25 protein-coding genes, 1 other RNA gene and 1 pseudogene are annotated in these 25979 nt (G+C 66.4%); 9 read left to right on the forward strand and 18 right to left on the reverse strand.

What is annotated here, in order from left to right; all coding sequences use genetic code 11:
* Positions 1 to 90: 90 nt before the first annotated feature.
* Entirely contained in the window at positions 91 to 1386 is a 1296-nt protein-coding gene (gene aceA, locus XarjCFBP7645_RS20325) for an isocitrate lyase (protein ID WP_104538909.1), read from the reverse strand.
* 178 nt (positions 1387 to 1564) lie between these two features.
* A complete protein-coding gene (gene aceB / locus XarjCFBP7645_RS20330) occupies positions 1565 to 3181 on the reverse strand; it encodes a malate synthase A (protein ID WP_104538910.1) in 1617 nt (538 codons plus the stop codon).
* Between the two features lie 119 nt (positions 3182 to 3300).
* On the opposite strand from aceB, the gene XarjCFBP7645_RS20335 reads away from it, so the two are divergent.
* On the forward strand, positions 3301 to 4257 hold the full coding sequence (locus tag XarjCFBP7645_RS20335) for a LysR family transcriptional regulator (RefSeq protein ID WP_104539008.1): 957 nt from the start codon (positions 3301 to 3303) through the stop codon (positions 4255 to 4257).
* Positions 4258 to 4493: 236 nt separating this feature from the next.
* Here the strand turns inward: XarjCFBP7645_RS20335 and XarjCFBP7645_RS20340 are convergent.
* Positions 4494 to 4570, reverse strand: a non-coding RNA gene (locus tag XarjCFBP7645_RS20340) — sX9 sRNA.
* A 184-nt stretch (positions 4571 to 4754) separates the two neighbouring features.
* Here XarjCFBP7645_RS20340 and XarjCFBP7645_RS20345 point away from each other — a divergent pair.
* The 3 genes from XarjCFBP7645_RS20345 to XarjCFBP7645_RS20355 all read left to right on the forward strand — a co-directional run bounded on the left by XarjCFBP7645_RS20345 (position 4755) and on the right by XarjCFBP7645_RS20355 (position 7315).
* Positions 4755 to 6017, forward strand: coding sequence for a cation:proton antiporter (locus XarjCFBP7645_RS20345; protein ID WP_104538911.1), 1263 nt, complete (start codon positions 4755 to 4757; stop codon positions 6015 to 6017).
* Positions 6018 to 6161: 144 nt separating this feature from the next.
* Complete coding sequence (locus tag XarjCFBP7645_RS20350; RefSeq protein WP_104538912.1) at positions 6162 to 6890, forward strand: helix-turn-helix domain-containing protein; 729 nt, start codon at positions 6162 to 6164, stop codon at positions 6888 to 6890.
* Between the two features lie 74 nt (positions 6891 to 6964).
* A complete protein-coding gene (locus XarjCFBP7645_RS20355; RefSeq protein WP_016902032.1) occupies positions 6965 to 7315 on the forward strand; it encodes a VOC family protein in 351 nt (116 codons plus the stop codon).
* A 118-nt stretch (positions 7316 to 7433) separates the two neighbouring features.
* Here XarjCFBP7645_RS20355 and XarjCFBP7645_RS20360 read toward each other — a convergent pair whose 3' ends face one another.
* Positions 7434 to 8066 carry a TetR/AcrR family transcriptional regulator gene (locus XarjCFBP7645_RS20360; protein WP_104538913.1) on the reverse strand — a complete coding sequence of 211 codons (633 nt, stop codon included), beginning with the start codon at positions 8064 to 8066 and terminating at the stop codon, positions 7434 to 7436.
* Positions 8067 to 8167: 101 nt separating this feature from the next.
* Here XarjCFBP7645_RS20360 and XarjCFBP7645_RS20365 point away from each other — a divergent pair, with 101 nt between their 5' ends.
* Positions 8168 to 9223, forward strand: a complete 1056-nt coding sequence (locus XarjCFBP7645_RS20365) for an MBL fold metallo-hydrolase (RefSeq protein WP_104538914.1) — start codon at positions 8168 to 8170, stop codon at positions 9221 to 9223.
* Between the two features lie 166 nt (positions 9224 to 9389).
* Here XarjCFBP7645_RS20365 and lepB read toward each other — a convergent pair whose 3' ends face one another.
* The 5 genes from lepB to arfB form a co-directional block, all read right to left on the reverse strand.
* Positions 9390 to 10016 carry a signal peptidase I gene (gene lepB, locus XarjCFBP7645_RS20370; RefSeq protein ID WP_104538915.1) on the reverse strand — a complete coding sequence of 209 codons (627 nt, stop codon included), beginning with the start codon at positions 10014 to 10016 and terminating at the stop codon, positions 9390 to 9392.
* Positions 10017 to 10341: 325 nt separating this feature from the next.
* Entirely contained in the window at positions 10342 to 12525 is a 2184-nt protein-coding gene (dcp, locus tag XarjCFBP7645_RS20375) for a peptidyl-dipeptidase Dcp (protein ID WP_181126428.1), read from the reverse strand.
* 108 nt (positions 12526 to 12633) lie between these two features.
* The gene (locus XarjCFBP7645_RS20380; protein WP_181126429.1) at positions 12634 to 13650 is read right to left on the reverse strand and encodes an isoaspartyl peptidase/L-asparaginase family protein; all 1017 of its coding nucleotides are present in this window, start codon (positions 13648 to 13650) and stop codon (positions 12634 to 12636) included.
* Positions 13651 to 13748: 98 nt separating this feature from the next.
* Positions 13749 to 14378 carry a lysophosphatidylcholine acyltransferase gene (locus tag XarjCFBP7645_RS20385; RefSeq protein ID WP_104538916.1) on the reverse strand — a complete coding sequence of 210 codons (630 nt, stop codon included), beginning with the start codon at positions 14376 to 14378 and terminating at the stop codon, positions 13749 to 13751.
* A 2-nt stretch (positions 14379 to 14380) separates the two neighbouring features.
* Positions 14381 to 14812, reverse strand: coding sequence for an alternative ribosome rescue aminoacyl-tRNA hydrolase ArfB (gene arfB, locus XarjCFBP7645_RS20390; protein WP_104538917.1), 432 nt, complete (start codon positions 14810 to 14812; stop codon positions 14381 to 14383).
* 93 nt (positions 14813 to 14905) lie between these two features.
* Here arfB and XarjCFBP7645_RS20395 point away from each other — a divergent pair, with 93 nt between their 5' ends.
* Positions 14906 to 15451 carry a DUF2059 domain-containing protein gene (locus tag XarjCFBP7645_RS20395; protein ID WP_104539011.1) on the forward strand — a complete coding sequence of 182 codons (546 nt, stop codon included), beginning with the start codon at positions 14906 to 14908 and terminating at the stop codon, positions 15449 to 15451.
* Between the two features lie 243 nt (positions 15452 to 15694).
* Here XarjCFBP7645_RS20395 and XarjCFBP7645_RS20400 read toward each other — a convergent pair whose 3' ends face one another.
* The 5 genes from XarjCFBP7645_RS20400 to XarjCFBP7645_RS20420 form a co-directional block, all read right to left on the reverse strand.
* Complete coding sequence (locus XarjCFBP7645_RS20400) at positions 15695 to 16465, reverse strand: pseudouridine synthase (RefSeq protein ID WP_104538918.1); 771 nt, start codon at positions 16463 to 16465, stop codon at positions 15695 to 15697.
* A gap of 76 nt (positions 16466 to 16541) precedes the next feature.
* Entirely contained in the window at positions 16542 to 17129 is a 588-nt protein-coding gene (locus XarjCFBP7645_RS20405; protein WP_104539012.1) for an O-methyltransferase, read from the reverse strand.
* 11 nt (positions 17130 to 17140) lie between these two features.
* A complete protein-coding gene (locus tag XarjCFBP7645_RS20410; protein WP_104538919.1) occupies positions 17141 to 17635 on the reverse strand; it encodes a cupin domain-containing protein in 495 nt (164 codons plus the stop codon).
* Positions 17636 to 17644: 9 nt separating this feature from the next.
* Complete coding sequence (ubiB, locus tag XarjCFBP7645_RS20415; protein WP_104538920.1) at positions 17645 to 19318, reverse strand: ubiquinone biosynthesis regulatory protein kinase UbiB; 1674 nt, start codon at positions 19316 to 19318, stop codon at positions 17645 to 17647.
* Entirely contained in the window at positions 19315 to 19959 is a 645-nt protein-coding gene (locus XarjCFBP7645_RS20420) for a ubiquinone biosynthesis accessory factor UbiJ (RefSeq protein ID WP_104538921.1), read from the reverse strand. Before XarjCFBP7645_RS20420 ends, ubiB begins: the two co-directional genes overlap by 4 nt.
* A 194-nt stretch (positions 19960 to 20153) precedes the next feature.
* Here XarjCFBP7645_RS20420 and XarjCFBP7645_RS20425 point away from each other — a divergent pair.
* Together XarjCFBP7645_RS20425 and XarjCFBP7645_RS20430 are read left to right on the forward strand one after the other, a co-directional pair.
* Positions 20154 to 20456: pseudogene (locus tag XarjCFBP7645_RS20425) on the forward strand (D-alanine--D-alanine ligase A); the annotation flags it as partial.
* A 56-nt stretch (positions 20457 to 20512) separates the two neighbouring features.
* Entirely contained in the window at positions 20513 to 20995 is a 483-nt protein-coding gene (locus XarjCFBP7645_RS20430) for a GNAT family N-acetyltransferase (protein ID WP_104538922.1), read from the forward strand.
* A gap of 117 nt (positions 20996 to 21112) precedes the next feature.
* Here the strand turns inward: XarjCFBP7645_RS20430 and XarjCFBP7645_RS20435 are convergent, their stop codons facing one another.
* The 3 genes from XarjCFBP7645_RS20435 to oleC all read right to left on the reverse strand — a co-directional run bounded on the left by XarjCFBP7645_RS20435 (position 21113) and on the right by oleC (position 24095).
* Positions 21113 to 21271, reverse strand: a complete 159-nt coding sequence (locus tag XarjCFBP7645_RS20435) for a DUF1328 domain-containing protein (RefSeq protein WP_003468167.1) — start codon at positions 21269 to 21271, stop codon at positions 21113 to 21115.
* Positions 21272 to 21335: 64 nt separating this feature from the next.
* Positions 21336 to 22346, reverse strand: coding sequence for a 2-alkyl-3-oxoalkanoate reductase (gene oleD, locus XarjCFBP7645_RS20440; protein ID WP_104538923.1), 1011 nt, complete (start codon positions 22344 to 22346; stop codon positions 21336 to 21338).
* 90 nt (positions 22347 to 22436) lie between these two features.
* Complete coding sequence (oleC, locus tag XarjCFBP7645_RS20445; RefSeq protein ID WP_104538924.1) at positions 22437 to 24095, reverse strand: olefin beta-lactone synthetase; 1659 nt, start codon at positions 24093 to 24095, stop codon at positions 22437 to 22439.
* Between the two features lie 313 nt (positions 24096 to 24408).
* Between oleC and XarjCFBP7645_RS20450 the strand changes: the two genes are divergently transcribed.
* Entirely contained in the window at positions 24409 to 24792 is a 384-nt protein-coding gene (locus tag XarjCFBP7645_RS20450) for a YkgJ family cysteine cluster protein (protein ID WP_024939040.1), read from the forward strand.
* Positions 24793 to 24937: 145 nt separating this feature from the next.
* Here the strand turns inward: XarjCFBP7645_RS20450 and XarjCFBP7645_RS20455 are convergent, their stop codons facing one another.
* Positions 24938 to 25840: an alpha/beta fold hydrolase gene (locus tag XarjCFBP7645_RS20455; RefSeq protein WP_104538925.1), complete on the reverse strand. Its 903-nt coding sequence runs from the start codon at positions 25838 to 25840 to the stop codon at positions 24938 to 24940.
* Positions 25841 to 25979 lie beyond the last annotated feature (139 nt).

Consider the following 25979-nt stretch of genomic DNA (forward strand, 5'->3'; position numbering starts at 1 on the left):
TTCTACGGTGCTGGCGCAGACTTGCCGGCGGGCAAAACCACATGCTCCGATCCATCCCGCAGCCAGCTGGCGAGCGTTCGCGACGCAGCGTTACGCCGCCTTTTCGCCGTGAAACTGCTCTTCCTCGGTCGAGCCACGCAGCGCGGTGGTGGATGACTGGCCCTGCTGGATGGCCTGCGTCACCGCGTCGAAATAGCCGGTGCCCACCTCGCGTTGATGCTTGACCGCGGTAAAGCCCATCTCGGCCGCCGCGAACTCGGCCTGCTGCAACTCGACGAAGGCACTCATCTGGCGGCGTGCGTAGCCATGCGCCAGGTTGAACATGCCGTAGTTCAGAGCATGGAAGCCGGCCAGGGTGATGAACTGGAATTTATAGCCATAGCTCGCCAACTCGGTCTGGAATCTGGCGATGGTGGCGTCGTCCAGGTTCTTCTTCCAGTTGAAGCTCGGCGAGCAGTTGTAGGCCAGCAATTTGCCCGGGAGTTTCGCATGCATGGCTTGCGCGAAGGCACGCGCAAATTCCAGATCCGGCTTGCCGGTCTCGCACCAGATCAGATCCGCATATGGGGCGTAGGCCAGCCCGCGGCTGATCGCCTGATCCAGCCCGTTGCGGGTCTTGAAGAAGCCTTCGACGGTACGCTGCCCGGTGGTGAACGGCTGGTCGTTGGCATCCACATCGCTGGTGATCAGATCGGCCGCCTCGGCGTCGGTGCGTGCGATCAGCAGCGTGGGCACGCCCAGCACATCGGCAGCCAGACGCGCGGCATTCAACTTTTCGATCGCCTCGCGGGTGGGCACCAGCACCTTGCCGCCCATGTGTCCGCACTTTTTCACCGATGCCAGCTGATCTTCGAAGTGCACGCCGGCGGCGCCGGCTTCGATCATCGCCTTCATCAACTCGAAGGCGTTGAGCACGCCGCCGAACCCGGCCTCGGCATCGGCCACGATCGGCTGCAGGAAGTCGATGTCGTCGTTGCCTTCGGCGTGATGCAGTTGATCAGCGCGCAACAAGGTGTTGTTGATGCGCTTGACCACCGCCGGCACCGAGTCGGCCGGATACAGCGATTGGTCCGGATACATCTGCCCGGCCAGGTTCGCATCGGCGGCGACCTGCCAGCCGGACAAGTAGATCGCCTTCAAACCAGCCTTGACCTGCTGCATCGCCTGGTTGCCGGTCAACGCGCCCAGCGCATTGACGAACGGCGTGGCGTGCAACGCGTTCCACAACTTGTCCGCGCCCAGCCGCGCCAGCGAATGCTCGACATGCACGGTGCCGCGCAAGCGCACCACCTCGGCGGCGGTGTAGTTGCGGGTGATGCCGGCCCAGCGCGGATTGCTGGCCCAGTCTTGCTGGATCTGTTCGGCGGTCTGCAGTGTGCTGCTCATGGTGCGTTCTCCTGGCAGGGATACGACGGATGCAACGAGGAAGGAATGGCGCATCAGAGGCGCGCCGGGCATGGCAAGGCCGTCGTTGCGCGCGTGGGCGCAACGGGCGGTGTGGTGCATGACGTTGATGGATTGCAGCGGCAGCGGGCATGCGCTGGCGTGTCGCTGCAGCGTTGGCTCAATCGATCAGGCGATACGCCGGCACGGTGAGGAAGTCGGCCAGCACATCGGCACGGCTGAGTGTGTCCAGCAGTGCAATGGCGTCGTCGATGCGCGCGGCGCCCGGCAGTGCATCGGTCGCGCCCAGGCGTGCCGGCAGCGCACGCAACGTGGCCTGCAACAGGGGCTGATCGATCGCAGTGCCGTCGTCCAGGTGCTGGCCGTGATGCAACCACTGCCACAGCTGCGCGCGGCTGATCTCGGCAGTGGCGGCGTCTTCCATCAGGTTGTGGATGGGCACGCATCCATTGCCGTCCAGCCAGGCGGCCAGATAACGCACGCAGACTTCGACATTGCCCTCGAACCCGGCGCGGGTGACGGTGCCCGGCGAAGGCGCGATCAGCATGTCGCGCGTCACCTGCACGTCGTTGCGCAAGACATGCTGCTGATGCGCGGTGGGCATGTGTTCGTCGAAAATCTTCATCGCCACCGGGATCAGGGCCGGATGCGCCACCCAGGTGCCATCGTGCCCGGCGCTGACTTCGCGCAGCTTGTCGGCACGCACGCGCGCCATCGCCTGCTCGTTGGCGGCCTCGTCGTGATTGATCGGAATCTGCGCGGCCATGCCGCCCATCGCATGCGCGCCGCGGCGATGGCAGGTCTTGATCAACAGTTCCGAATACGCCTTGAGGAAGGGCTGGCTCATGGTGACCTGGCCACGTTCGGGCAACACGCGGTCGCGATGCGCGCGGAAGGTTTTCAGATACGAAAAGATGTAGTCCCAACGCCCGCAATTGAGCCCAACGATGCGCTCGCGCAGCGCATGCAGGATCTCGTCCATCTCGAACACCGCCGGCAGCGTTTCGATCAGCACGGTCACCTTGATCTGCCCATGCGGCAGGCCGAGCATCGCTTCGATATGCGCCAGCGCGGTTTCCCACAGCGCGGCTTCTTCCATGCTCTGCAACTTGGGCAGATACAGATACGGGCCACGGTCCTTGGCCAGCAGGGCGCGGCCGTTATGGAAGGCGAACACCGCCGCGTCGAACAGTCCGCCGGCCAGCGGCTGGCCATCGATGAGCACGTGCTTCTCATCCAGATGCCAGCCGCGCGGGCGCACGATCAACACCGCCCGTTCGGCCTCTGGGCGCAACGCGTAATGCTTGCCGTTGGGCGCATCGAAGCTGAGGTCGCCGCGCACCGCAGCGGCCAACGTGCGCTGCCCGGCCAGCAGATTGCGCCAGGTCGGCGCGGTGGAATCCTCGAAGTCGGCCATGAACACCTTGGCGCCGGAGTTCAGCGCGTTGATGACCATCTTCGGATCGGTGGGGCCGGTGATCTCCACCCGGCGGTCCTGCAGCGCCGACGGCAGCGCGGCGACGCGCCACTCGCCATCGCGGATGGCGCGGGTGTCTGGGCGGAAGTCCGGCAACTGACCGGCATCGTAGTCGGCCTGGCGCGTGCGCCGCTGTGCCAGACGCTGCTGGCGACCGGGCTCGATCGCGCGATGCAGCGACACCAGCAAGGCCAGCGCGGCGGCAGGAAGGAGTTCCACCTGACCTGCGACCTGCGTGGTCAGCGACAGACCGGGAGTGGCGCGTTCGGTAGGACGTGGGGCAAAAGCGGTAGAAGACATGTCGGGGAGTCCTTCTGCATCCGGACTTGCACCGTGCGCCGAACGCGAATATTTGACAAAGCAGTTTTATCAATGCTGTAAATAAGCCAGGCTTATATTGCATGCCGGAACGCACTGAGATGGCGCCAACCCCTCGATTTTCCTACAAATCCGATCGACTCAAACCGCTGCGCGCGTTCTGTCAGACGGTGCGTTTGGGTTCTGTCTCACGGGCGGCTGAGGCGCTGTATGTGAGCCAGCCGGCAGTGACCCTGCAGCTGCAGGCGCTGGAACGCGACCTGGGCGTGGTCCTGTTCGAGCGGTCGGGGCGACGCATGGCGCCCAGCCGCGAGGGCCAGCTGCTCTACGACATGGCGCTGCCGCTGGTGGAGAGCCTGGACGGGTTGGAGACGAGCTTCCGCGAGAAGGTGCACGGGCTGGATGCGGGCGAGCTCAATATCGCCGCCAACAGCTCCACCATCCTGTACCTGCTGCCGCGCATCGTGGCGAACTTCCGCGCGCGTCACCCGGACGTGCGCCTGACCCTGCACAACGCCATCAGCGCCGACGGCACCGACCTGCTGCGCGAAGACGCAGTGGACCTGGCGATCGGCTCGATGCTGGACGTGCCGGCCGACCTCAACTACGCGCCGGTGTATCGCTTCGAACAGCTGCTGATCACCCCGCCCGATCATCCGTTGGCCAGCAAGTCCACCGTCACGTTGCAGGATCTGTCGCCGTATCCGCTGATCCTGCCGCCGCGCCGGCAGGTCACCTATCGGCTGGTCGATCTGATCTTCCAGCAGGCACGCGTGCCCTACACCGTGGCGTTGGAAGTGGGCGGCTGGGAAGTGATCAAGCAATACGTGGCGATGGACATGGGCATCTCCATCGTCACCGCGATCTGCGTTACCGAGGCCGATCGCGACAAACTTGCCACCCGCTCGCTGAAGGATTACTTCCCCACCCGCAGTTATGGCGTGGTGGTGCGCAAGGGCAAATATCTCTCGCCGCAGGCACGCGCATTTATCGAGCTGATCCAGCCGGATCTGTTTACCCCGCGCGGGTATGACGAAAGTGGCGATTCGGAGCGGTGAGCCTCCTGCCTGCTTGTGCGCGTGAGTCCCAGTAGCCCCCGAGCGTGCTCGCCGGGCACTGCGCATGAGATCGCCATGCGTTCTCCATCGGCGATGCCGTGCGCGGCGTGCGGGTCGCCATCCGAAGGCGTCGCTCGATCAAGCCGTGCAAGCGACACGGGGTCGCCCCGACGATCGACGCCGCATCATCTCGGCTCGATGCGACTGCACGGCGGTTGGTGTCATAGACTAATAACGGGCAACAAAACGCGGCGAGCGGTCGTCAGGTGGGGGCGGACGGCGCGCTCAGAGCCGGAGTGTACGAGTGGGACATGCCGATTCCGAACACCGGCCGCGCCCGCCTGACGGCGGCGCCGTCGTTTTGATAGCCGCTCTCGGCCGATGCTGTGGGTACTGCATGTCATCAACAGCTGGTCAGTCCTGGGACCATTGACCAGATGCGCAGCCGCCCCGTACTGCGGGGCGAGCCGACTCAACCAACGCGAAGGGCTGACGCAATGAATCCGACAATGGTGTTGCTGGTGCAGTTGGCGGTGATCCTGGGCGCGGCGCGTGCGTGCGGCGCGCTGTTGCAACGCTTCGGGCAGCCGCCGGTGATCGGCGAGATGGCCGCCGGCCTGCTGCTGGGGCCGATCGCATTCGGCGCGTGGCTGCCGGAGTTGCATGGCGTGTTGTTCGCCTCCAGCAGCTTGCCGCCGCTGTCGGGCCTGGCCAACATCGGCGTGGTGCTTTTCATGTTCATCGTCGGCGTGGAGTTGCGCGCGCCGGAGGGCACCGCCGCGCAGGTGCGCTCGTCGGTGCTGGTGGGGCTGTCCGGTATCGTGCTGCCGTTGCTGCTGGGGCTGGTTGCCGCGCCCTGGTTGTTTACGCGCTTTGCACCGCAGGGCATCGGCTTCTGGCCATTCGCCTTGTTCATTGCCGCGGCGATGTCGGTGACCGCGTTCCCGGTGCTGGCGCGCATCCTCAAGGACCGCAACATGACCCGCACCCCCGCCGGCCGCCTGGCCCTGGGCGCGGCGGTGATCGACGATGCCACGGTGTGGATGTTCCTGGCGATCGTGCTCACCCTGACCGGCGGCAACACCCATGGCGGTGTTGCGTTCACTGCGACCGGTGCTGTGGTGTTGATTGCGGTGGTGTTCGGCGTGTTGAAGCCGGTGTATGCGCGTGTGCTCACGCCGCGCGCAAGCGATGGAGACTATCCGTCGACTGCGCTGGTGTGGGTGCTGATCGGTGTGCTGGCCTGCGCCGCGGTGGCCGAATGGATCGGCCTGCATGCGATCTTCGGCGCATTCCTGTTCGGCATCTGCGTGCCGCGCGATGACCGCCTGCTGGTACACCTGGCCGGGCGCATCGAACCCCTGGCGATCACCTTGCTGATGCCGGTGCTGTTTGCGGTCGCCGGCCAGGCCACCAGCCCGGGCGTGTTCGTCGGTGCAGGCGCCGCCGGCTTTGCGCTGGTGGTCGGCGTGGCGGTGACCGGCAAGCTGGTCGGCTGCACCTTGGGCGCGCGCCTGAGCGGGCACGATTGGCGCGATAGCCTGAGCGTGGGTTCGCTGATGAACGCACGTGGCCTGATGGAACTGGTGGTGATCGAGATCGGCCTGGACAGCGGTGTGATCGGGCCGGATCTGTTCACCCTGTTGTTCGGCATGACGCTGGTGACCACGGTGATGGCCTCGCCGATGGTGGCCTGGTTCCAACGCGGCCGGCCGGCCGTCACTGCCGGCGGGTTGGGTGCGGGTCGGTCGCCGCATTGACGAGGCAGCACAGGTCATCTGCGTGCGGCCTCGATGGACGCGTCTGCGTCGGCCTGCGATGTCCAAGGCATCAGTCGGCGCCACGCACCCTCACCGCTGCGGTCGCCGAGCAGCACCGCATCCACTTCTTGGCACAACGCACTGATGTCCGACCTTTCCGAGTCCTGTTATGCCGAAAGCCCGGCACCGCCGGCATTACGCACGCAGCTGCAGTGCAGTTGGCGCTTTCGCCAGGGCACGGCCACGATGGACCCCGTGCTGGTATTGCCCGATGGCAGCGTGGATCTGATCTGGGATGGCACGCTGCTCCTGGTTGCCGGGCCCGATCGCACGGCCGCCATGGCAACGCTGGCACCGGGCAGCGCGCTGAGCGGGGTGCGCCTGGCGGCGGGTGCGGCGGCCGGCCTGTTGAAGCTCCCGCTGCACGCCATCGCCGGCCAACGGGTCGCACTGGAATCGCTGTGGGGCGTGCGAGGCCGCACCTGGCAACACCGCCTGGAAGACGGCGCCGACCCGCTGCACACCTTGCAGGCGCTCTGCCGACAGCACGGCACATCGCAAGACCGGCAGATGGCGTGGCTGTTCGATCGATTGACCGCCGGCAACCCTGCGCGGCTGAGCGACTTGACCCAGGTGATGGGTCTGAGCGAACGCTCGCTGCGCCGCCGCTGCCAGGATGCCTTCGGCTATGGCAGCAAGACACTGGAGCGGGTGCTGCGTCTGCAGCGCTTCTTGCGTATCGCTGGCCAGCACCGCAGCCTGACCGACGCCGCGCTGCATGCCGGTTACGGCGATGCGCCGCATCTGGTCCGCGATGCGCGCCAGCTCACCGGCCTGAGCCCGCGCGTGTTGGTACAGCGCCACGCACGCTGAGTTGGCCGTTTTCGCCAAGCCAGGCGCGCGCGCCGATTGCATGCTGTGCCTCCACTTCCGCAGGACGCCACGCCATGATCGACAACGCGCCGCAGCACCGCATCGATTACCTCGAATTCGCCGTTGACTCGATCGCCATCGCCAAGGCGTTTTACGGGCAAGCCTTCGACTGGACGTTTCAGGATTACGGCCCGGATTACTGCGAATTCCGCGACGGCCGCCTGACCGGCGGCTTCTTCCACGGCCCCGCCCAGCCCGGTGGTGCGCTGGTGGTGCTGGCCTCCGACGACCTCGCCCATAGCCAGGCACGCATCGAAGCGGCGGGCGGGCAGATCACGCAACCGGTCTTCGCGTTTCCCGGCGGGCGACGTTTTCATTTCACCGATCCGCACGGCTATGCGCTGGCGGTGTGGTCGAAGGACTGAGCACCCAGCACGCGCAGGCTGCAACGGCATGGGTTGCGCAGGCAGCGCGACGCAGAACGTTTCGGTTGCAGCTGCAGTGCTGCGGCAGACATGCACCTGGCACGCGCATGGCGTGCCATCACTCGCGCCCGTACCGACCCAGGAACATCGCCACCGCCGATTCGGCCACCTGGGTGCGTTGCTGCGGCGACAACGGCGGCTGGCCCATGGCGATCTGCGGCCAGAACGCGAAACCCTTGATCAATGCCTGCAGTTGCTGCGCACCGACGTCCGGCTCCACGCCCGCCAGCCGACCGTCGGCCAGTGCGGCGCGCACCCAGGTAGTGGTGCCTTCTTCCTTGCTGCCCAACTGCGCGATCAGCGCGCGCGCGCGCTCGGGCGAATGGATGCCTTCGGCGATGGCGACACGCGACAGGTCGATAAATGCCGGGTCGTCGAACAGGTGCAGCTTCTGCTGCAGCAGCTGGATCAGCTGCGCGCGCAGCGGCTGGTCGGGCCGGTAGACCAGATTCACCGCATCGGCGCTGCGTTGCCACAGCCCGCGCAGGATCTCGCCGAACAGCGCGTCCTTGCTGGGGAAATGGTTGTAGACGGTGCGCTTGGACACGCCCGCGGTGGCGGCCACGCGGTCCATGCTGGTGGCCTCGAAGCCATGCTGGCGGAACTGGGCAATGGCCGCCTCGACGATGGCGTGGCGCTTGCGGTCGGTCAGCCGCAGCGGCGCAGCCAGGGGAATTGATGCAGTCGACATCGGGCCATTTTACACCGGACAGTTTACTTTTCGCGGAATAAAACTACACTGCCCAGTGTAATTTACTCCTGCTGTCATTCCCTGCCTCAGTCGGACTTTCCATGGCTACCTCTCGCCCTTCCCCTTATGCCGATTCGCCGCAGTTTCGCGGTGGCCGGTTCCGCAATGCATTGCCGCTGCCGACCACCGTGCTCAGCCTGAGCAAGCAGATCGGTCTGATGTGGACGTTCCTCTTCGACAAGCCCAGCACCACGGTGCCGTCCGCACCGCTGCCGGTCCAGCCGCTGACACGCGCGCAGCTGCTTGCCGCGCCGGATCGCAGCCTGTATCGCCTGGGCCATTCCACCGTACTGATGAAGCTGGCGGGTGGCCTGTGGCTGACCGACCCGGTGTTCTCCAGGCGCGCCTCGCCGGTGCCGTTCGCCGGGCCCAAGCGCTTTCATGCGCCGCCGATCGCGCTGGACGAGCTGCCGCCGCTGGCCGGGGTGATCCTCTCTCACAACCATTACGACCATCTCGACCGCGCCAGCATCCGTGCCCTGGCCGACCGCGTCGGCGTGTTCGTCGCGCCCCTGGGCGTGGGCGATTTGCTGGTGCGCTGGGGCGTGGACCCGGCCAAGGTGCGTCAGCTGGACTGGTGGGACACGATCACCGTCGATGGCCTGCGACTCACCGCCACCCCGTCGCAGCATTTTTCCGGACGCGGCTTGTTCGATAGCGGGCGGTCGCTGTGGTGTTCCTGGGCGATCCAGGACCGCGAGTTGCGCGTGTTCTTCAGCGGCGACGGCGGTTACGGCCCGCACTTCAAGACCATCGGCCAACAGCTCGGGCCGTTCGACGTGGCGCTGATCGAAAACGGCGCCTACGACCAGCAATGGCCGCATGTGCACATGCAGCCGGAGCAGAGCCTGCAGGCCTACCTGGACATTGGCGGGCAGACCCTGCTGCCGATCCACAACGGCACCTTCGACCTGGCCATGCATGCGTGGCAGGAACCGCTGGACCGGATCGTGGCATTGGCCGACAGCGCCGGCGTTGCACTGGCGACGCCGCGCATGGGCGAGCGGGTGGATTTGAATGCGCCCGGCAATCGCCTGCGCTGGTGGCGGCAGGATGCTGCCACGCAGGCGTCCGATGGCTTGGTGGCGACGCGCTAGCCTGATACATGGCGGCGCTGGCGCATGCGCGGCGGCGTTCGCGTTGCCCTGCGTCATTGCCGTCGCAGCAAAGTGCGCGATAACCGCCGGGAAAACCCTGCTTTGCTTCGCTAGCGTAGGGCGCTAACGCCGTCGCCCCTGCTGGCGTGTAAGCGCAGACCACGCATCACAGGCGTTGCCACTCCAGCCCTTGGCCGCGCCGGTAATACACCGCCACCGCCTTGCCGTAGACGGCCGGCGCATCGACCAATCCGAAGTAACGTCCATCCAGGCTGTTGCCGCGGTGATCGCCCAGCATCAGCAGCTTGCCGGGCGGCACAGTCAGCCCGACGATGTTCGGGCCGCCGCCATTGCCGAGATTCAACTGCGCCAGGTGCGCCCCAAAACGTTCGGCATCGCCGCCCTCCGCTCCCAGCGGCTTGTCGTTGATCTGCAGATGGCCGTCGATCAACCCGACCCGGTCGCCTGCCACCGCCACCACACGCTTGATCAGGCGTGTGCCATCGCGCGGCGAATCGAACACCACCACCTCGCCACGCTGCGGTCGATCGCCATCGACGAGGATGCGGTTGCTCAACGGCAGTCGCCAGCCGTAGGCATGCATGTCCACCACCACGCGATCGCCCGGCTCCAGGGTGGGCTGCATCGAGCCGCTCGGCACCTGGTAGTGATTGGCGAACGAGGAACGCGCCGCGGTCATCAGCACCAGCAGCACCAACAACGGCAGCAGTTCCCTGCGCGACCAGTGCGCGGCGCGTTGCAGACGTGAGGCCGCCGGAGGGACTTGGCTCATGAGGCACCTGTTGGTTTGAAGGGTGACGGGCGATACCCGATGAAGATGCGCCTACGCGCCGGGCGGGCGGAAGTGACGAAAGGCATGGCACCAGCTGGGTCGTTACTTCGGATGCTGCCTGGGTGGCTGCCCTGCTGTCGCCAGTGCCGCTGCCGGGTGGCGGTTCAAAGGCAACAGCAAAGCACCATCGCCAAGGGCAGTCGCAACACCATCACCTGACCCGCCATCAAAAAAAAACGGGATGACGCGAGGCCATCCCGTTCGATTGCTGAGTGCGGCGATTACACGTGCATGCGCCAACGACGCAGGCGCGTCACCCAGTCGCTCACTCCGTCAGGCCGCGATTTTCCAGCAGCGCCTTGACGCTGGGATCCTTGCCGCGGAAATCGCGATACAACGTGGCCAGATCGACGGTGTTGCCGCGCGACAGGATCTTGGCGCGGAAGATGTCACCGTTCTTGCGGTTCAAACCGCCGTTTTCCTTGAACCATTCGAACGCATCGTCGTCGAGCACTTCCGACCAGAAATACGCGTAATACCCGGCCGAATAACCGCCGCCCCAGATGTGGTCGAAATAGCTGCTGCGATAACGCGGCGGCACTTCGGCCAGGTCCACCTTGAAGCGCTTCAAGGCATCGGCTTCGAACTTGCTCACGTCCTGCAGCGGCGCGCTGGCCGGCTGGGTGTGCCAGGCCAGATCGAGCAGCGCGGCCGACAGGTACTCGGTGGTGGCGTAGCCGCTGTTGAAGGTCTTGGCCTTCTTGATCTTCTCCACCAGCTCGGCCGGCATCGCCGCGCCGGTCTGGTAATGCTTGGCGTAGTTGGCGAAGACCTTGGGATCGGAGGCCCAGTGCTCGTTGAACTGCGAGGGGAACTCGACGAAGTCGCGCGAGGTGCTGGTGCCGGCGATCGAGGGGTACTTCACCTTGGAGAACATGCCGTGCAGCGCGTGGCCGAATTCATGGAACAAGGTGGTGACATCGTCAAAACTCAGCAGCGCCGGCTGGCCGGCGGCCGGCTTGGTGAAGTTGCAGACGTTGTAGACCACCGGCTTGGCGCCGCTGAGGCCGTCCTGCTCGACAAACACATCCATCCAGGCGCCGCCGGACTTGCTGTCACGCTTGAAGTAGTCGGTGTAGAACAGCGCCATCGAGGTGCCGTCCGCGTCGAACACTTCATACACCTTCATGTCCGCGTGATAGGTCGGGATGTCGGTGCGCTGCTTGAAGGTGATTCCGTACAGCTGCGTGGCCGCGTAGAAAACGCCATTCTGCAGCACGTTGTCCAGTTCGAAATACGGCTTGATCTGTGCCTCGTCCAGGTCGTACTTGGCCTTGCGCACCTGCTCGGCGTAGAAGTCCCAATCGGAAGCGGCGAGCTTGAAATCGCCGGTCTTCGAATCAGCGCGCTGCGCGTCGATCACCTTCTGCATCTCGGCCACCTCGCGGCGTGCCTTGGCGGTGGCGGCCGGCACGGTGTCGGTCAGCAGCTTGAGCGCGGCGTCCGGGGTCTTGGCCATCTGGTCGCCCAGGCTGTAGGCGGCGTAGGTGTCGAAGCCGAGCAGCTTGGCCTTTTGCGCGCGCAGCTGCGCTAGGCGCTGGATGGTCTGGCGGGTGTCGTTGGCATCGCCCTTTTCCGCGCGCGTTTCCGACGCCTTGAGCACCTCGGCGCGCAGCTGGCGGTCCTTCAGCGAGGCCAGCACCGGCTGCTGCGTGGTGTTCTGCAGGGTCAGCAGATACTTGCCGTCGAGCTTGCGCGCCTTGGCCGCATCGGCGGCGGCGGCGATGTCGCCCTCGCTCAGGCCGTCGAGCCTGGCCTTGTCGTCCACCACCACCGCACCGGCAGCCGAGGCGGCAACCAGACGGGTGTGGAACTGGGTGGAGAGCGTGGTTTCTTCGATATTGAGCTTGCGCAGGCTGGCCTTGTCGGCATCGGACAGCTGCGCACCGGCGCGTACCAGCTCTTCGTAGTCGCGCTCGACCAGACGCTTCTGCTCCGGCTCCAGGTTCAGCGTGTCGCGTTGGTCGTAGATCGTCTTGACGCGTGCGAACAGCTTGGGGTCGAGATTGATCTCGTCCTGGTGCGCAGCCAGCTTGGGCGCGATCTCTTCCTGGATCTTCTGGCGTGCGTCGCTGGTGTCGGCCTGCACCAGGCCGAAGAAGATGCGCGACACGCGCGTGAGCGTTTCGCCGCTGCGTTCCATCGCCTCGATGGTGTTGTCGAAGCTGGCCGGCTCGGGGTTGTCGGCGATCTTGCGGATGTCGGCCAGGTGCAGGCGCATGCCTTCTTCGAAGGCCGGCAGGTAATCGGCGTCCTTGATCCTGTCGAACGGCGGGGCCTGGAACGGCAGCGTGCTGGCGCTCAGCAGCGGGTTCGGCGCGGCATCCGCGGCCGGGGTGGTGGCGGTCTTTTCGGGCACGGTGGTGGACTCCTTACCGGACGAATCTTTTCCAGAACAAGCAGCCAGTGCCAGGGTGATGGCAGCGGCCAGAACGACGGTACGCGACATGGCGTGTGATTCCTGAGTGGGTAGCGCAGCCGGTCACGCTAGCGGGTTTTCGCAGCGTCGGCATGTGCCGTTGGATTGGGGGGCTGGGTGCGCTTGAGGAGGCGTGTGCTACAGCGTCTCGTCCTTGAAGATCGCCACGTGCGGGGTACCGTCTGCGCCGATCCAGCCGCGGTACATGCCTTCGGTATTGAACGGGAATGCGGCGTTGCCCTGCGCATCCAGCGCGATGGCGCCACCGTCGCCGCCGGCCTTGGGAATCTCCTGGTCGATCACCGTGTCGGCGGCCTGTTGCAACGACTGCCCGGCGTATTTCATGCGTGCGCAGATGTCGTAGGCGGCCACCGCACGGATGTAGAACTCGCCCCAGCCGGTGCCGGACACCGCGCACTGGCTGTTGGCATAGGTGCCGGCGCCGATGATCGGCGCATCGCCGACGCGGCCGTAGCGCTTGTTGGTCATGCCGCCGGTGGAGGTGCCGGCGGCCAGGTGGCCGGCGCGATCCAGCGCCAGCGCGCCCACGGTGCCGAAATGCTTGGCGGTTTCCAGATCCAGTTCGGCCTGCGCCTGACGGTCGCCGGCTTCGGCCTTGCGCGCTTTCTGCAGCTGTTGCCAGCGCTTGTCGGTGCGGAAATAATCCGGGTCGACCAACGTGACGCCCTGCTCGCGCGCGAACTGTTCGGCGCCGTCACCGACCAGCATCACGTGTTTGGAATGGTCCATGACGCTGCGCGCCAGCTGGATCGGGTTCCTGACCGTGTGCGCACCGGCAATCGCGCCGGCCTTGCCGGTGGCGCCGTCCATGATTGCGGCATCCAGTTCGTTCTTGCCGTCGTGGGTGAACACCGCACCGCGCCCGGCGTTGAACTGCGGCGCATCCTCCAGCACGGTGATGGTGGCCGCCACCGCATCCACCGCACTGCCGCCACCTTGCAGCACCGCGTGCCCTGCGCGCAGCGCGCGTTGCATCGCCTCGCGCGCCTGCGCCTGTTCCTCGCTGGAAAGGCTGGATTTCTCCACCCCGGCGCCGCCGTGGATCACCAGCATCGGCGTGGCCGCCAGCACAGGACCGGCAGCGAGCAGGAGGGAGAGCGACAAACACAGTGCGCGTGCGGACAAGCCAATCATGGTGTTTCCTCGATGGAGGTAGCGAGGTGCCCGGCGGCGCCAGTCATGAATGCAGTGGACCAGCAGCGACACAACCTTTCAGCCGCGCGGCAGCATCTTCACAGCGTGTCGCGATGCTTGCCGCGCCACGGCCGGTACCAGGTGCGGATGGCGGCGATATCGGCGGCCATGTCGGTACCGGTCCAGAACGGCTCGCCGATGCCTACGGTCTTGCTCGGGTAGTCGAAATACACCGGCAGGATCGGCACCTTGGAATCGGAAGCGATCTTCCAGAAGCCGGCCTTCCAGTGCTCCACCCGCTTGCGGGTGCCCTCGGGGGTGATCACGTACCACATCTGTTCGGAATTGCGGATCAGCCGCACCGCCTGGCCGATGGTGCCCTGCGGCGAGCTGCGGTCCAGCGGGATGGCGCCGAGTTTGCGCAGCAGCGGACCCAACGGCCACCAGAACAGTTGCGCCTTGCCCAGCACGCGCACATCGAAGCCCAGCGCGAACTTGGCCGCAAAACCCACAAAGCCGTCCCAGTTGGACGAATGCGGGGCGACGATCATCACCAGCTTGGGTTCGTCGGGCAGCCGCCCGAGCAGGCGCCAGCCGGTCAGACGCAGTGCCGTGCGCCCCAGCCAGCGGCCGAAGCGGCCGTGCGCGCGTGGCATTTGGGGTGGAGAGGGCTGCAGCAGGATGTTGGCCTGTGTTACCGGTGGCAACGACGGGGCGGTGTGACTCACGCTTACTCCCAGTGGGACGCAGAGCGTCCACGCTTGATATGGCTGCGCTCACGCTTGGCATCCAGCCGCCGCAGCTTGGCACCATGACTCGGTTTGGTGGCGACCCGGCGCTTGGGCACCGACAGGCAGGCACTGATGATCTCGACCAGCCGCTCGCGCGCATCCTCGCGATTGCGGTCCTGGGTGCGGAAGCGCTGCGCGTCGATCACCAGCACGCCATCGGCGGTCATGCGCCGGTCGCGCCGCGACAGCAGCCGCGCGCGCAGGGGTTCGGGCAACGACGGCGACCCGGCCACGTCGAACCGCAGCTCCACCGCGGTGGAGACCTTGTTGACGTTCTGCCCGCCCGCGCCGCTGGCGCGCACGAAGCGCTCGACGATCTCGCTGGGCGGGAGCGTCAGGCTGGGGGTGATCTGGATCGGGTCGCTGGCCATCGGGCCGATTGTATCGGCACCGGCATGGACGCGCGCGCGAACGCCGGCTTCCCGTATGCTGCGGCCGGTTCCCCGACTGTGCAGGATGCTCCGATGACACCGCCCCGTTCCGTTGCCGCCGCCCGCGCCTTCGCGCGCCGCCTGATCGTGCTGGCCGCGCTGGCGCTGGCCACGCCTGCCGCGTTTGCGCAGGCGCCCAGCGATGCCGACATCAACCGCCTGCTGGCCGCCTCACGCGCGCAGACCATGCTGGACACGATGCTGCCGCAGATCGAGGCGATGCAGCAGCAACAGTTCGCCCAGCTCACCGCCCAGCGTCAGCTCGACGCCGACCAGCAGGCGCAGCTGCAGCGCATCCAGGAGCGCACCCGCCAGACCGTACGCAAGGCGCTGTCGTGGTCGGAACTGCGGCCGATGTATGTGGATATCTACAAGCGCTCGTTCTCGCGCGAGGACGTGCTGGCCATGGCCGAGTTCTACGAGAGCTCGGCCGGCCAGAGCCTGCTGGACAAGACCCCGGCACTGACCCAGAACCTGATGGGCGCGATCCAGCAGAAGATGCTGCCGCTGTTTGCCGACCTGCAGAAGGATCTGGAGAAGATCGTCAATGAGCCGGCAGCGGCACCGCAGAAACCCTGAAGGGCGGGGATGCGGGAATCGGGAATCGGGATTGGGGAATCGGACAGCGTGCCTGCTGCGGCGGTTGCTACTTGCGACGGTGGCGTTGATGGCGTTGACGATGATTGCGCCAACCCGCTTCTCCCACTCGCTGAGGGAGCGCTTGGCCCCTCTCCTGCGGGAGAGGGGTTGGGGTGAGGGTACGGTTGTGCGGATTTCCAGCAGATCGTGTGGGCTTGTTGACCGTTAGCCGCGCGCACCGCATCAAGCCGTCTGCACCACTCCCAGCGCGGCCATCTCCCACCCGAGCAACGCGCAGGCCTTGGAAAATTCCACATCCAGTGGTGCAGTGACGCTGATGCGCCGCCCATCGGCCGGATGCGGAAACCCCAACCGCTCGGCGTGCAGCAGCATGCGGTGGATGCCGAGCATGCGGAAGCTGCGGTTGTGCCGGCCATCGCCATGGCTGGTGTCGCCGAGCATGTGGTGCGACAGGTGTTTCATGTGCCGGCGGATCTGCCGGAACCGCCCGGTCTGCGGCTGGCAACGCAGCAACGCATAGCGCGAGGTGGCGAAGCCGGTGGACGGGATCTCCAGCTCGCCGGTGGCCAGCCGCTGGAAGTGCGTCACCGCCGGCTTCTTGACCGGCTTGCCGGGGCCGCCGTCCAGATCGTGGTCGACGATGAAGCGCTCTTCGGCCGGCCAGCCGCGGCACACGGTCAGATAGTCCTTCTCCAATTCGCCGGCCATCAGGGCCTTGCCCAGCGCGCTGGCGGCCTCGCGGTCGAACGCCAGCAGCAGGCAGCCGCTGGTCGCGCGGTCGAGCCGGTGCACCAGAAAGATCGGCCGGCCCAGCTGTTCGCGCAGGCGGTCGGCCAGAAAGTCGTCCTCCCCGCGCGCCAGCTTGCTGTCGTGGACCATCAGCCCGGCGGGTTTGTCGACGACGGCCAGGAGCTCGTCCTGGTAGAGAATCTGCAAATGCTTGGGGGATGTGCTCACCGGCGCATTATCCGCGTCGTCGACACCGCATGCCACTGCGTCGCCACGCCGTATGGCGCATGCCGATCACGCGCCTTGAGACCTAAGGGCGTGGCAGCTCGGCGACGCACGCTCAGGCCGCGCCGCACACCGCCAGCAATTCGCCCTTGCCCACCGGCACCACGCTGCAGGTGACTGCCGGATCGTCAGCCAGCAGCGCGGTGAACGGCGCCAGGTCGTCGGCATGCGACAGCGCATTGTCGACCACCAGCAGGCCACCGCCGCGCAGCACGCGGCGCAGTGCCGGCCACCAGCGCGCATACTCGCCGCGCGCCGAATCCAGGAAAACCAGATCGATGCTGGCGCTGGCCGCCTGAGTCAGCCACGCACCACCGTCGTCATGCACCACATCCACCGACGCCGCCAGGCCGCTGCGCGCAAGCGTGGCCTGCGCCAGGACCACCTTGTCGGCCGCAAGCTCCACCGTGGTGACGTGCCCACCGATTGCGGCGGCCGCTTCGGCCAGCCACAGCGTCGAATAACCGTTGGAGGTGCCGATTTCCAGCACGCGCCGCGCGGCGGTGGCACGTACCAGCACGGCCAGCAATTGCCCGGTGTCGGGCGTGATATTGAGCATGCGCCGGCCACGCGCCAGCTGCTGCGCATCGTTGTCGCTACCGAACCGTACCAGTTCGTCCTTCAGTGCCTGCAGATCGATCATCACCACCTCGCTCAGTACGGCGTGCCGTCCTTGTGCCGATAGGACCACTGCCCGTCTGCAGCGGTGACCAACATCAGATCGTCGTCCGGATAAGTGACGCAATCGCCGGCGCTGCGGTCGCCCACTTCCAGATACGTCACCGCCGCTTCGCTGCGATTGATAAGGCAATGCGCATCGCCGTCGCCCGCACGGAATCCGGCGCACATGCCCGGTTGCAGCAGCTGCTCGCCGGCATTGGTCACCAGGCTCGGCGTGCCGCTGACGATGTAGACGAACTCGTCCTGCAACGAATGCCCGTGCCGCAACGCCGAGCGCGCGCCCGGCGCCAAGGTGGTCAAATTGACGCCGAAGTTGCGCAACCCGAACAGCGCACCCAGCGCGCGTTTCTGACGGCCGTCCATCTGCGCAGCGAACGCCGGCGGATAGCTGGAATTTTGCGTGCGCGGCGGCGCATTGAGCGCGACGATCGGTGCGCCGGGTATGACTGCGTGGAATGCCCGGGGCATGGCGGCGCCTTAACGCCGCAGCCAGGCGACCAGCAGGGCCACCGAGCCGGCCGCGCCGCTGACCCAGCTCCATACCGGCACCGTACCCAGGTACCAGCCATCCGGGTGCAGGCCATACAGCACGGCAGCGACCACCAGCAGGCCGCTGCCGGTGATGGCGGTGACCACGCGTGTCTGCAGCTTGCGCAGGCTCATGTCCAGCGCGCGCAACTCAGCCGAGCGGATGTCGACTTGGTGGCGGCCTTCCACCTGCTGCTTCAACCAGCTGTGCACCAGGCGCGGCATGTCCGGCGCATGCGTCATGATTTCCGGCAGGCGCTTGCGCAACTCGCCGAGCACGCGGCGCGGGCTGTAACGCTCGCGCAGGATGCGTTCGAGCACCGGCCGCGCCACTGCCCAGATGTCCAGCCTGGGGTCGAGCTGGCGGCCGACGCCTTCGATGTTGAGCAAGGTCTTCTGCAACAGGATCAGCTGCGGCTGCAGCGTCAATTCGTAACGCTGCGCGACGCGGAACAGCTTGATCAGCACTTCGGCCAGCGAAATCTCCGACAACGGCCGGGTGAAGTACGGCTCGCACACCGAGCGCGCGGCCGCTTCCAGTTCGTCGATGCGCACGTTGTCGGGCATCCAGCCCGCCTCCACGTGCAGCTCGGCCATGCGGCGATAATCCTTGTGGAAGATCGCCATGAAGTTCTCGGCCAGGTAGTACTGATCTTCCTGCGAGAGCTGGCCCATGATGCCGAAATCCAGCGCGATGAAACGCGGATTGAGCCGGCGCTCCGGATCACTGTCGACCCAGATGTTGCCGGCATGCGCGTCGGCATGGAAGAAGTTGTCGCGGAACACCTGCGTGTAGAACACGCGCACGCCCTTGGCCGCCAGCGCCTTGCGGTCAATACCGGCCGCGTCGAGCTTGGCGATGTCGTCGGACGGAATGCCGTACACGCGCTCCAGGGTGAGCGCACGCTCGGCGGTGTGCGACCAGATCACCTCGGGCACGTACAGATCGTCCGAGCCTTCCCAGAACCGGCGCAGCACGCTGGCGTTGGCGCCTTCGCGCTGCAGATCGAGTTCGGCCGACAAGGTGCCTTCGATCTCGGCCACTACTTCGCGCGGCCGGATCTTGTCCGCGCGCGGGTGGGTGCGTTCGACCAACGTGGCCAGCGACTGCAGCAAGGCGATATCGGCATCGATCTGACGCTCGATCTCCGGGCGCAAGACCTTGACCACCACCTCGCGGCGCACGCCGTTGGCATCCGGCGGCAAGGTGGCCGCGTGTACCTGCGCGATCGAGGCCGAGGCCAGCGGCACGGTGTCGAATGCGGCAAACGCCACGCTCACCGGCAGGCCCAGCGCCCGCTCCACGATCAGCCGCGCCGCTTCGCCATCGAAGGGTTTGACGCGGTCCTGCAGCAGGGTCAGTTCATCGGCCACGTCGGCCGGAATCAGGTCGCGCCGGGTCGACAGGATCTGCCCGAACTTGACGAAGATCGGCCCCAGTTCCTGTAACGCCAGCCGCAGGCGTGCACCGCGCGATTGCGCGGCGATCTCCGCACTGGCGCGTGGCACGAACGGCTGGGCCAGGCGCAACCAGCGCTCGGCCGGCGTGTCCTGCAGCAGGTCGTCCAGGCGATAACGCAGGATCACCCGGCCGATGCGGCTGGCCCGCAGCAGCGCCTTCATGCCGCACCTCCGGCCGCGCCCAGGCGCGCGGCGCGCGCGGCCAGCCGTTCGACGTCGTCGCGCAGCTCGTCGACATCGTCGTGGAAGGCGTCCAGTTCGGCACGCGGCACCACGTCGCGCGATTCTTCGGTCACGAACTCGGCCGCGCTATGCGCCAGATTCACCGCGCTGCGGCGCGCCTGCTGCAGCGCTGCGCGCACCGCATTGGCGATCTGCACGCCGAGGATCTCGCCAAACACCGCCACGAACGGCAGTTGCCAATCCGGATCGAAGCGGCCGGCCAGTTGCTGCAGCTGGCGTGCCAGCTCGGCGTCGCCGGAAACCTTGAGCCGCCCAGCCGGTGCGCCGCTGCGACGCGCGTTGGCCAGGAATGGCAGCTGCCCGAGCAAGCCGGCCAGGCTGCTGCGCACGGCCAGATCGGGCTCCTGCGCCTGGTCCACCGGGCCGACCAGCAAGCGGCGCTCGTGCACACGGATCTGCAGGGCCAGCGCGGGCGCCTCCAGGGTCAGTGCGATGCGTTGGCCTTCCAGTGGCAGCAGGGCGTCGCGGGTATCGGGGTCCAGTGCCAGCGCGCGGTTGAGCGCGGCTTGCAGGGCCTGGCCGGCGAGCGGCTTGAGTGAGTTCAACAGGGATCCGGGCATGGGCGCATTCTACCGTCCCCGCAGGTCGCCACTGCTTGACGGCGATGTGGCCAGTGCAAGCCGGAGGCCGGGGTGGCGATCATGGCAGGGCGCCTCGGTGGCCCGGCCGCGTGTCTTGGTCATGCAGGGCTTCCTTCGGCGCGCCTGCCGCGGGCATGCTGGCGACCTCATCACGCAGGTGGCAGGAGCAGGCAATGCGCAAGATCCGGGTCGGTCTCATCTTCGGCGGCAAATCGGCCGAGCACGAGGTCTCGCTGCAATCGGCGCGCAACATTCTCGATACGCTGGATCCACAGCGCTTCGAGCCGGTGCTGATCGGCATCGACAAGCAGGGCCAGTGGCACGTCAACGACCCCGACAGTTTCCTGCTCAATGCCGACGACCCGGCCCGCATCGCCCTGCATCGCAGCGGTCGCGGCGTGGCCCTGCTGCCGGGCGCGCAGCAACAGCAGCTGCGCCCGACCCAGCCGGAGCAGGCGCTGGCGCAGATCGATGTGGCGTTGCAACGGCATGCAGATGATCGACTGCTGCGCAGCGCGGTCGAGCCAGGCGCATGAGCCAGGCCCATGTGCGCGCAGTGCAACGGCACGACCACAGCGCACTGCTTGCGCTCAACAATGCGCATGCCACCGAGCTGTCGTTGCTGGATGCCGAAGGGCTGGCTGCATTGCTGCAACTGGCGTGGCATGCACGGCTGGTCGCGCCGGCGGATGGTTTGCTGATCGCGCTGGATCAAAGCGCCGCATACGCCAATCCGAACTTTGCATGGATGGCGCAACGCTTCGCGCGCTTTGTCTACATCGACCGCATCGTGATCGCTGCGCATGCGCAGGGGCGCGGGCTTGCCAGGCAGTTATATGACGGACTCATCCACGCCGCAGGTGCAGCGGGGCAACCGCGCCTGGTCTGCGAGGTCAACCTGGTCCCACCCAATCCGGCATCGCTGGCGATGCATCTGCAGCTGGGTTTCCTGCCGGTCGGCGATGCGCTGCTGGGCCACGGCAAGCACGTGCAATATCTCGAAAAACGGCTGTGAGACAGATGCCGCCCGGCTGCAGAGCGTCCATAACGCACATGGCCCACCTCCTTGCGGAAGCGGGCCATGTGAGCGCCGACCGGCAGCGCCGCTGCCGTGGCGTATCGCAACTAGGCGTTATACCTTGCCGCGACGGAACATCGAGATCACTGCCAGGATCAGGAACACCACGAACAGGATCCAGGCGATGTTGGTCGCCGCACCGGCGATGCCACTGAAGCCCAGCACGGCGGCGATGATGGCGATGACGAAGAAGATGATGGCGTAATGCAGCATGGCAATGATTCCAGAAGTTGTCGTGCCGAATCGGCGCAGACGTATCCTGAAGACGTGGCGGTCTTTATCGGGTGATGGCGATGTCGTTGGAAGATGAGGATCGCAGCCGTTGCAGCCCTTCCTCGATGCTGATGTGCGGCACATAGCCGAAGTCACGATATGCCGGCTCCATGCTGTACCAGTGCGGCGTGCACAGCTGTTCCACCAGAAAACGCGTCAACGGCACTTCGCCAGGCAGACGCAACATTGGCCATATGGTCTCGCATACCGCACCGATTCTGTATGCGGTCTTGAACGACAGCGAACGTGTCACTGCAGGCGCATCCACCGCGGCCAGCAGGCGATTGAGCAACTCGCGCATCGGCAACGGCTCGCCGTTGGAGATGAAGTACGCCTTGCCCGCACACGCAGCATCTGGAGCAAGATGCGCGAACGCATCGAAATGCGCCTGCGCGGCGTTGTCGATATAGGTGCTGTCCACCAGGTTGCTGCCATCGCCGACCATGCGCAAGCGGCCAGCGCGCGCACGTGCAGCTAGGCGCGGCAACAGATGATTGTCGCCCGGGCCCCAGATCAGGCGCGGACGCAAGGCCACCGTCGCCAGTTGCGCATCGTTGGCCGCCAGTACCGCGCGCTCGGCGATCGCCTTGGTCGCCGCGTATGCCGCGCGCAGGTTTTCGCCGTACGGCACGTCGTCGGCGCCCAGGCCCTCCACCGGATTGGTGGCGCGATGGGTCACGCTGGGCGTGGAGGTATAGATCAGGCGCGACACACCATTGGCCCGACACGCGTCGAGCACGTTCTGCGTGCCCACCACATTGGCCTGGTGATAGCTGTCGTAGCTGCCCCACGCGCCGGCCTTGGCGGCGTTGTGGAAGACCGCGTCGATACCGGCGAAAGCATGCCGCACCGCTTGCGGGTCGGCCAGGTCGCCACGGATCTGGCCCACGCCCAAGCGCTGCAGGACCGGATAATCGCCGCGCTGGAAACTCACCACCTCGTGCCCGCGCGCGCGCAAGCCGCGACACAACGCCTGGCCAAGAAAGCCACCACCACCGGTTACCAGGATGCGCACGCACCACCTCCATCGCAAGGACGCACACGATAACGGGCGCGGCCGGAATTGGCGATGCGGCCGGGTGCCTGCGCGCTACGCATCGACAGGTCAGCCACGTTGCTGCGCCGCCCAGATCGCCAGCGTTTCGCGGCCGATCTTGGCATTGTGGCGGATGTCCACCGGAAACCCGGAATGGCGCAGGAAACGTGTGATTCCAGCCGTATGCGGGTGCGCAGCGCCCAGCGCGCGCAATGCGGTTTCCACTTGCGCAAACGCCGACGCCGCAACGCCTGGCTGCAATTCCACGCACAGCACCGGCTGCTGCTGTCCGGGCGCGCCGATACCGACCAAGGCGGTGCGCCGCACCTGCGGATGCACGTTGAAGACCGGTTCCACCTGCTCGGTATAGAGCGGGCCGCTGGCGGTTTCCACGCGATGGGTCTTGCGCCCGCAGAACCACAGGCGTCCTTCGGCATCGAAGTAGCCCACATCGCCCATGCGATGCACGATGCGTTCGCTGCCATCCGCGTTGCGCTCGCGGATCTTGGCAATCCGCGTGGCCGCGTCGCGGTTGAAGTAGGTGTCGGTGGTGGTGGGGCCGGCGACGGTGATCTCGCCGACCTCGCCCACCGCCAGCACGCGCGCGCCGCTCCACTCGGGAATGGCCGCATCGTCGATGGCGATGATGCGGACCTCGTTCGGCGCCACGACCTGGCCGACGCAGGTGCCCGCACCGGCTTCGGTGGCCGCGCGCGTGGCGTCCAGCGTGCGCCCTTCGATCGCCGCCACCGGCAGACATTCGGTGGCGCCATACGGCGTCCAGAATTGCGCATCTGCCGGCAGCAGCGCGCGGATCTTGGCCACCACGTCCGGCGGCACCGGCGCACCGGCCGAGGTGGCCAGGCGCACGTTGGGCAATGGCTGGCCATGGTCGGCCAACACGCGCATCAATGCCGGCGAGCCGAACAACTGCGTCACTCCGAAGCGGTCGATCGCATCGTGCAGCTTGCGCGGATCGGCAGTGGCCGGGCGGGTGGGGTCCATGTCCGGAATCACCGAGGTCAGCCCCAGTGCCGGATCGAACAAGGCAAACGGCGGAAACGTCGGCAGATCCACGCCGCCGGGCCGCATGCCGAAGGCATTGCGCAGCAACTCGATCTGGCCGACGAAATGGCGGTGTCGGTACACCACGCCCTTGGGCACACCGGTCGAGCCGCTGGTGAACAAGATGGCGGCCACATCGTCCGCCCCGGTGTCGGCCAGCTGACTGCCGGCGCCGGCGCCATCGCGCTCCACGCGCGCCAAGGTCACCCCGCCCCAGCTGTAACGGCCACCGACGCTGACGATCTGCTTGGCAGAGCGCGCCCACCGCAGCAGGCGACGCGCCAGCTGCGCAAGCGGAATGCCGATAAACGCCTGCGGCTGCGCTTCGTCCAGGCATTGCTTGAGCGCGCGCTTGTCGATGCCCGGATCCACCAGCACCGGCACCGCACCGGCCTTGAACAAGGCAAACATCAGCAGGAAGAATTCCGGCGACGGACGCACCATCACCACCGCGCGCGCACCGCGTCCGATGCCGTGCAGGGCCAGTCCGGCAGCAATCGCATCGCTGCGCGCGTCCAGCTCGGCGTAGCTCAAGGTCACATCGTAGGCGGCAAATCCATTGGCGGCGCGGCGGCCCGGGCAACGGATGGCGATCTGCTCGGGGCGCTCGCGCGCAAGTTCCGGCAGGGTGGCGGCGATATTGCAGAGAGTCGTCGTAGTCATTGCCGCATTATCACCCACGCGACGACGGTACCGGCCGCTTGTTCGCGCTCAAGTCAGCTGCGCTGCGCGTACCCGCATTGCAGCTGCGCCTGACGCGGTGATTGCGCGTCATCTGGCCGGATCGATGCGGCGCCGTGTTCGCACGACATGTCCTGCTCTGCGCGGGGTGCTCCGCATTGCGCGCGCACGCGCTGCTTCGAGGTGCACAGATGAACCGCTAACCGGCGCGCGGTGGTGCCACTTGTATCGTAGCGCGGTTCGGTCAGAATGCCGCGCTCTCCACGTTGTTTCGCCGCGCAAGGCCCGGCATTCCATGGCACATCCCTGCCTTACCTGCGGCGCCTGCTGCGCCTACTTCCGCGTCAGTTTCCACTGGAGCGAAGCCGACCCCGCATTGGGCGGCAGGGTGCCGATCGAGCTGACCGATGCGCTGCGCACGCACGAGCGCGTCATGCGCGGCACCTCGCAATCGCAGCCGCGCTGCATTGCGCTGGACGCGGACATCGGCCGCTACAGCCGCTGCAGCATCCATGATCGCCGGCCCTCCTCCTGCGCTGCCGTGCCGGCCTCGCTGGAATTCGGCCAGCGCAGCGCGCAATGCGACAAATCCCGGCTGGCACACGGCCTGCACGCGCTGACCGAAGCCGATTGGCTGGGCGTGGACGAGGCCCAACGCAATCCGCTGCCGCCGTTGTAACGGCTTTCGCTGCGAGTGAGCGCAGCATCCATTCGCAACGGCCAACAGAACGACGACATGCCCGGTCGCATCCCTTGGTGCATCCGATTTCTGCGCGCCGCTTGCATTCACCTGCCGAGCGCCTGCGCGGCAACGCCAGCAGTGCTTACAGCCGATTGCGCTCCAGAAACGCACGGATCGCCGGCACCAGCACTTCATGCTTGTCTTCCAGCACGTAGTGGTTGGCATCGTCGAACGCGGTGACTTCGGCATTCGGCAATGCCTTGCGAAAGCCGGCCAGGAAGTGCTTGTCGAAGCAGATATCGCGCAGGCCCCAGGCGATGAACGCCGGGCGATCGGCGAACGAGGGCAGCGCCTGCGCCGAGCGCTCCAGCAGCGACCAGGCCTGGTCGGCGGGCGACAGCGGAATATCCTGCATGAAGCGAATGGTGGAGATGCGGTTACGCCAGTTGTCGTAGGGCGCCACATAGGCACCACGCACATCCGCCGGCATCCGCCGCGACACCCCGAACCAGGACGCGCCGGAGGAAAACGCATTGAACGTACGGATGAACCACTCGCCCGGGCCCCAATGCCGGCCCATTGCGATCTGCCACGGCATCGGTTTTTCCGCCGGCAACGGGAATGCAGCGGTGTTGGTGATCACCAGCCGCTTGACCTGCGCATGATGCGACAACGCCCAGCCGAACCCGATCATGCCGCCCCAGTCGTGCACCGCCAGCGTGACCGGGCCGGTGATGCCCAGATGCCGCAACAGCGTGTCCAGATCATCCACGCGCGACTGCAGCGTGTAGTCGTAACGCGGCTGCGCGTCGGGCGCATCGTCCGGCTTGTCGGACAGCCCCATGCCGATATGGTCCGGCACGATGCAGCGGTAACGATCCGACAGGCCACTGACCAGGTGCCGCCACAGATAACTCCACGACGGATTGCCGTGCAGCATCACGACCACCTCGCCATCGCGCGGACCTTCGTCCAGGTACGACATCGCAATGCCGGGACGCACTTCAAGGCGCTGGGGAGTGAAGGGATAGCCGGGGTAGTTCATGCCAAACGCATCCGATTCGGTTCGAGAGAGCGCACATGGCGCAAGCGTTGGCCTGCAGTGCGTAGAGATAGGACATCATAGTGGTCGCCACGCTGCGACATGCTCAACCCACTGCGCGCAAGACGGCTACCTGGATCAA

The sequence above is a fragment of the Xanthomonas arboricola genome, from assembly GCF_002940665.1.
In the GTDB taxonomy this organism is placed as follows: domain Bacteria; phylum Pseudomonadota; class Gammaproteobacteria; order Xanthomonadales; family Xanthomonadaceae; genus Xanthomonas; species Xanthomonas arboricola_B.

Coding starts and splice junctions, on each gene's coding strand:
- aceA (WP_104538909.1), bottom strand. CDS start 1,386: ATGAGCAGCACACTGCAGACCGCCGAACAGATCCAGCAAGACTGGGCC.
- aceB (WP_104538910.1), bottom strand. CDS start 3,181: ATGTCTTCTACCGCTTTTGCCCCACGTCCTACCGAACGCGCCACTCCC.
- XarjCFBP7645_RS20335 (WP_104539008.1), top strand. CDS start 3,301: ATGGCGCCAACCCCTCGATTTTCCTACAAATCCGATCGACTCAAACCG.
- XarjCFBP7645_RS20345 (WP_104538911.1), top strand. CDS start 4,755: ATGAATCCGACAATGGTGTTGCTGGTGCAGTTGGCGGTGATCCTGGGC.
- XarjCFBP7645_RS20350 (WP_104538912.1), top strand. CDS start 6,162: ATGTCCGACCTTTCCGAGTCCTGTTATGCCGAAAGCCCGGCACCGCCG.
- XarjCFBP7645_RS20355 (WP_016902032.1), top strand. CDS start 6,965: ATGATCGACAACGCGCCGCAGCACCGCATCGATTACCTCGAATTCGCC.
- XarjCFBP7645_RS20360 (WP_104538913.1), bottom strand. CDS start 8,066: ATGTCGACTGCATCAATTCCCCTGGCTGCGCCGCTGCGGCTGACCGAC.
- XarjCFBP7645_RS20365 (WP_104538914.1), top strand. CDS start 8,168: ATGGCTACCTCTCGCCCTTCCCCTTATGCCGATTCGCCGCAGTTTCGC.
- lepB (WP_104538915.1), bottom strand. CDS start 10,016: ATGAGCCAAGTCCCTCCGGCGGCCTCACGTCTGCAACGCGCCGCGCAC.
- dcp (WP_181126428.1), bottom strand. CDS start 12,525: ATGTCGCGTACCGTCGTTCTGGCCGCTGCCATCACCCTGGCACTGGCT.
- XarjCFBP7645_RS20380 (WP_181126429.1), bottom strand. CDS start 13,650: ATGATTGGCTTGTCCGCACGCGCACTGTGTTTGTCGCTCTCCCTCCTG.
- arfB (WP_104538917.1), bottom strand. CDS start 14,812: ATGGCCAGCGACCCGATCCAGATCACCCCCAGCCTGACGCTCCCGCCC.
- XarjCFBP7645_RS20395 (WP_104539011.1), top strand. CDS start 14,906: ATGACACCGCCCCGTTCCGTTGCCGCCGCCCGCGCCTTCGCGCGCCGC.
- XarjCFBP7645_RS20405 (WP_104539012.1), bottom strand. CDS start 17,129: ATGATCGATCTGCAGGCACTGAAGGACGAACTGGTACGGTTCGGTAGC.
- XarjCFBP7645_RS20410 (WP_104538919.1), bottom strand. CDS start 17,635: ATGCCCCGGGCATTCCACGCAGTCATACCCGGCGCACCGATCGTCGCG.
- ubiB (WP_104538920.1), bottom strand. CDS start 19,318: ATGAAGGCGCTGCTGCGGGCCAGCCGCATCGGCCGGGTGATCCTGCGT.
- XarjCFBP7645_RS20420 (WP_104538921.1), bottom strand. CDS start 19,959: ATGCCCGGATCCCTGTTGAACTCACTCAAGCCGCTCGCCGGCCAGGCC.
- XarjCFBP7645_RS20430 (WP_104538922.1), top strand. CDS start 20,513: ATGAGCCAGGCCCATGTGCGCGCAGTGCAACGGCACGACCACAGCGCA.
- XarjCFBP7645_RS20435 (WP_003468167.1), bottom strand. CDS start 21,271: ATGCTGCATTACGCCATCATCTTCTTCGTCATCGCCATCATCGCCGCC.
- oleC (WP_104538924.1), bottom strand. CDS start 24,095: ATGACTACGACGACTCTCTGCAATATCGCCGCCACCCTGCCGGAACTT.
- XarjCFBP7645_RS20450 (WP_024939040.1), top strand. CDS start 24,409: ATGGCACATCCCTGCCTTACCTGCGGCGCCTGCTGCGCCTACTTCCGC.
- XarjCFBP7645_RS20455 (WP_104538925.1), bottom strand. CDS start 25,840: ATGAACTACCCCGGCTATCCCTTCACTCCCCAGCGCCTTGAAGTGCGT.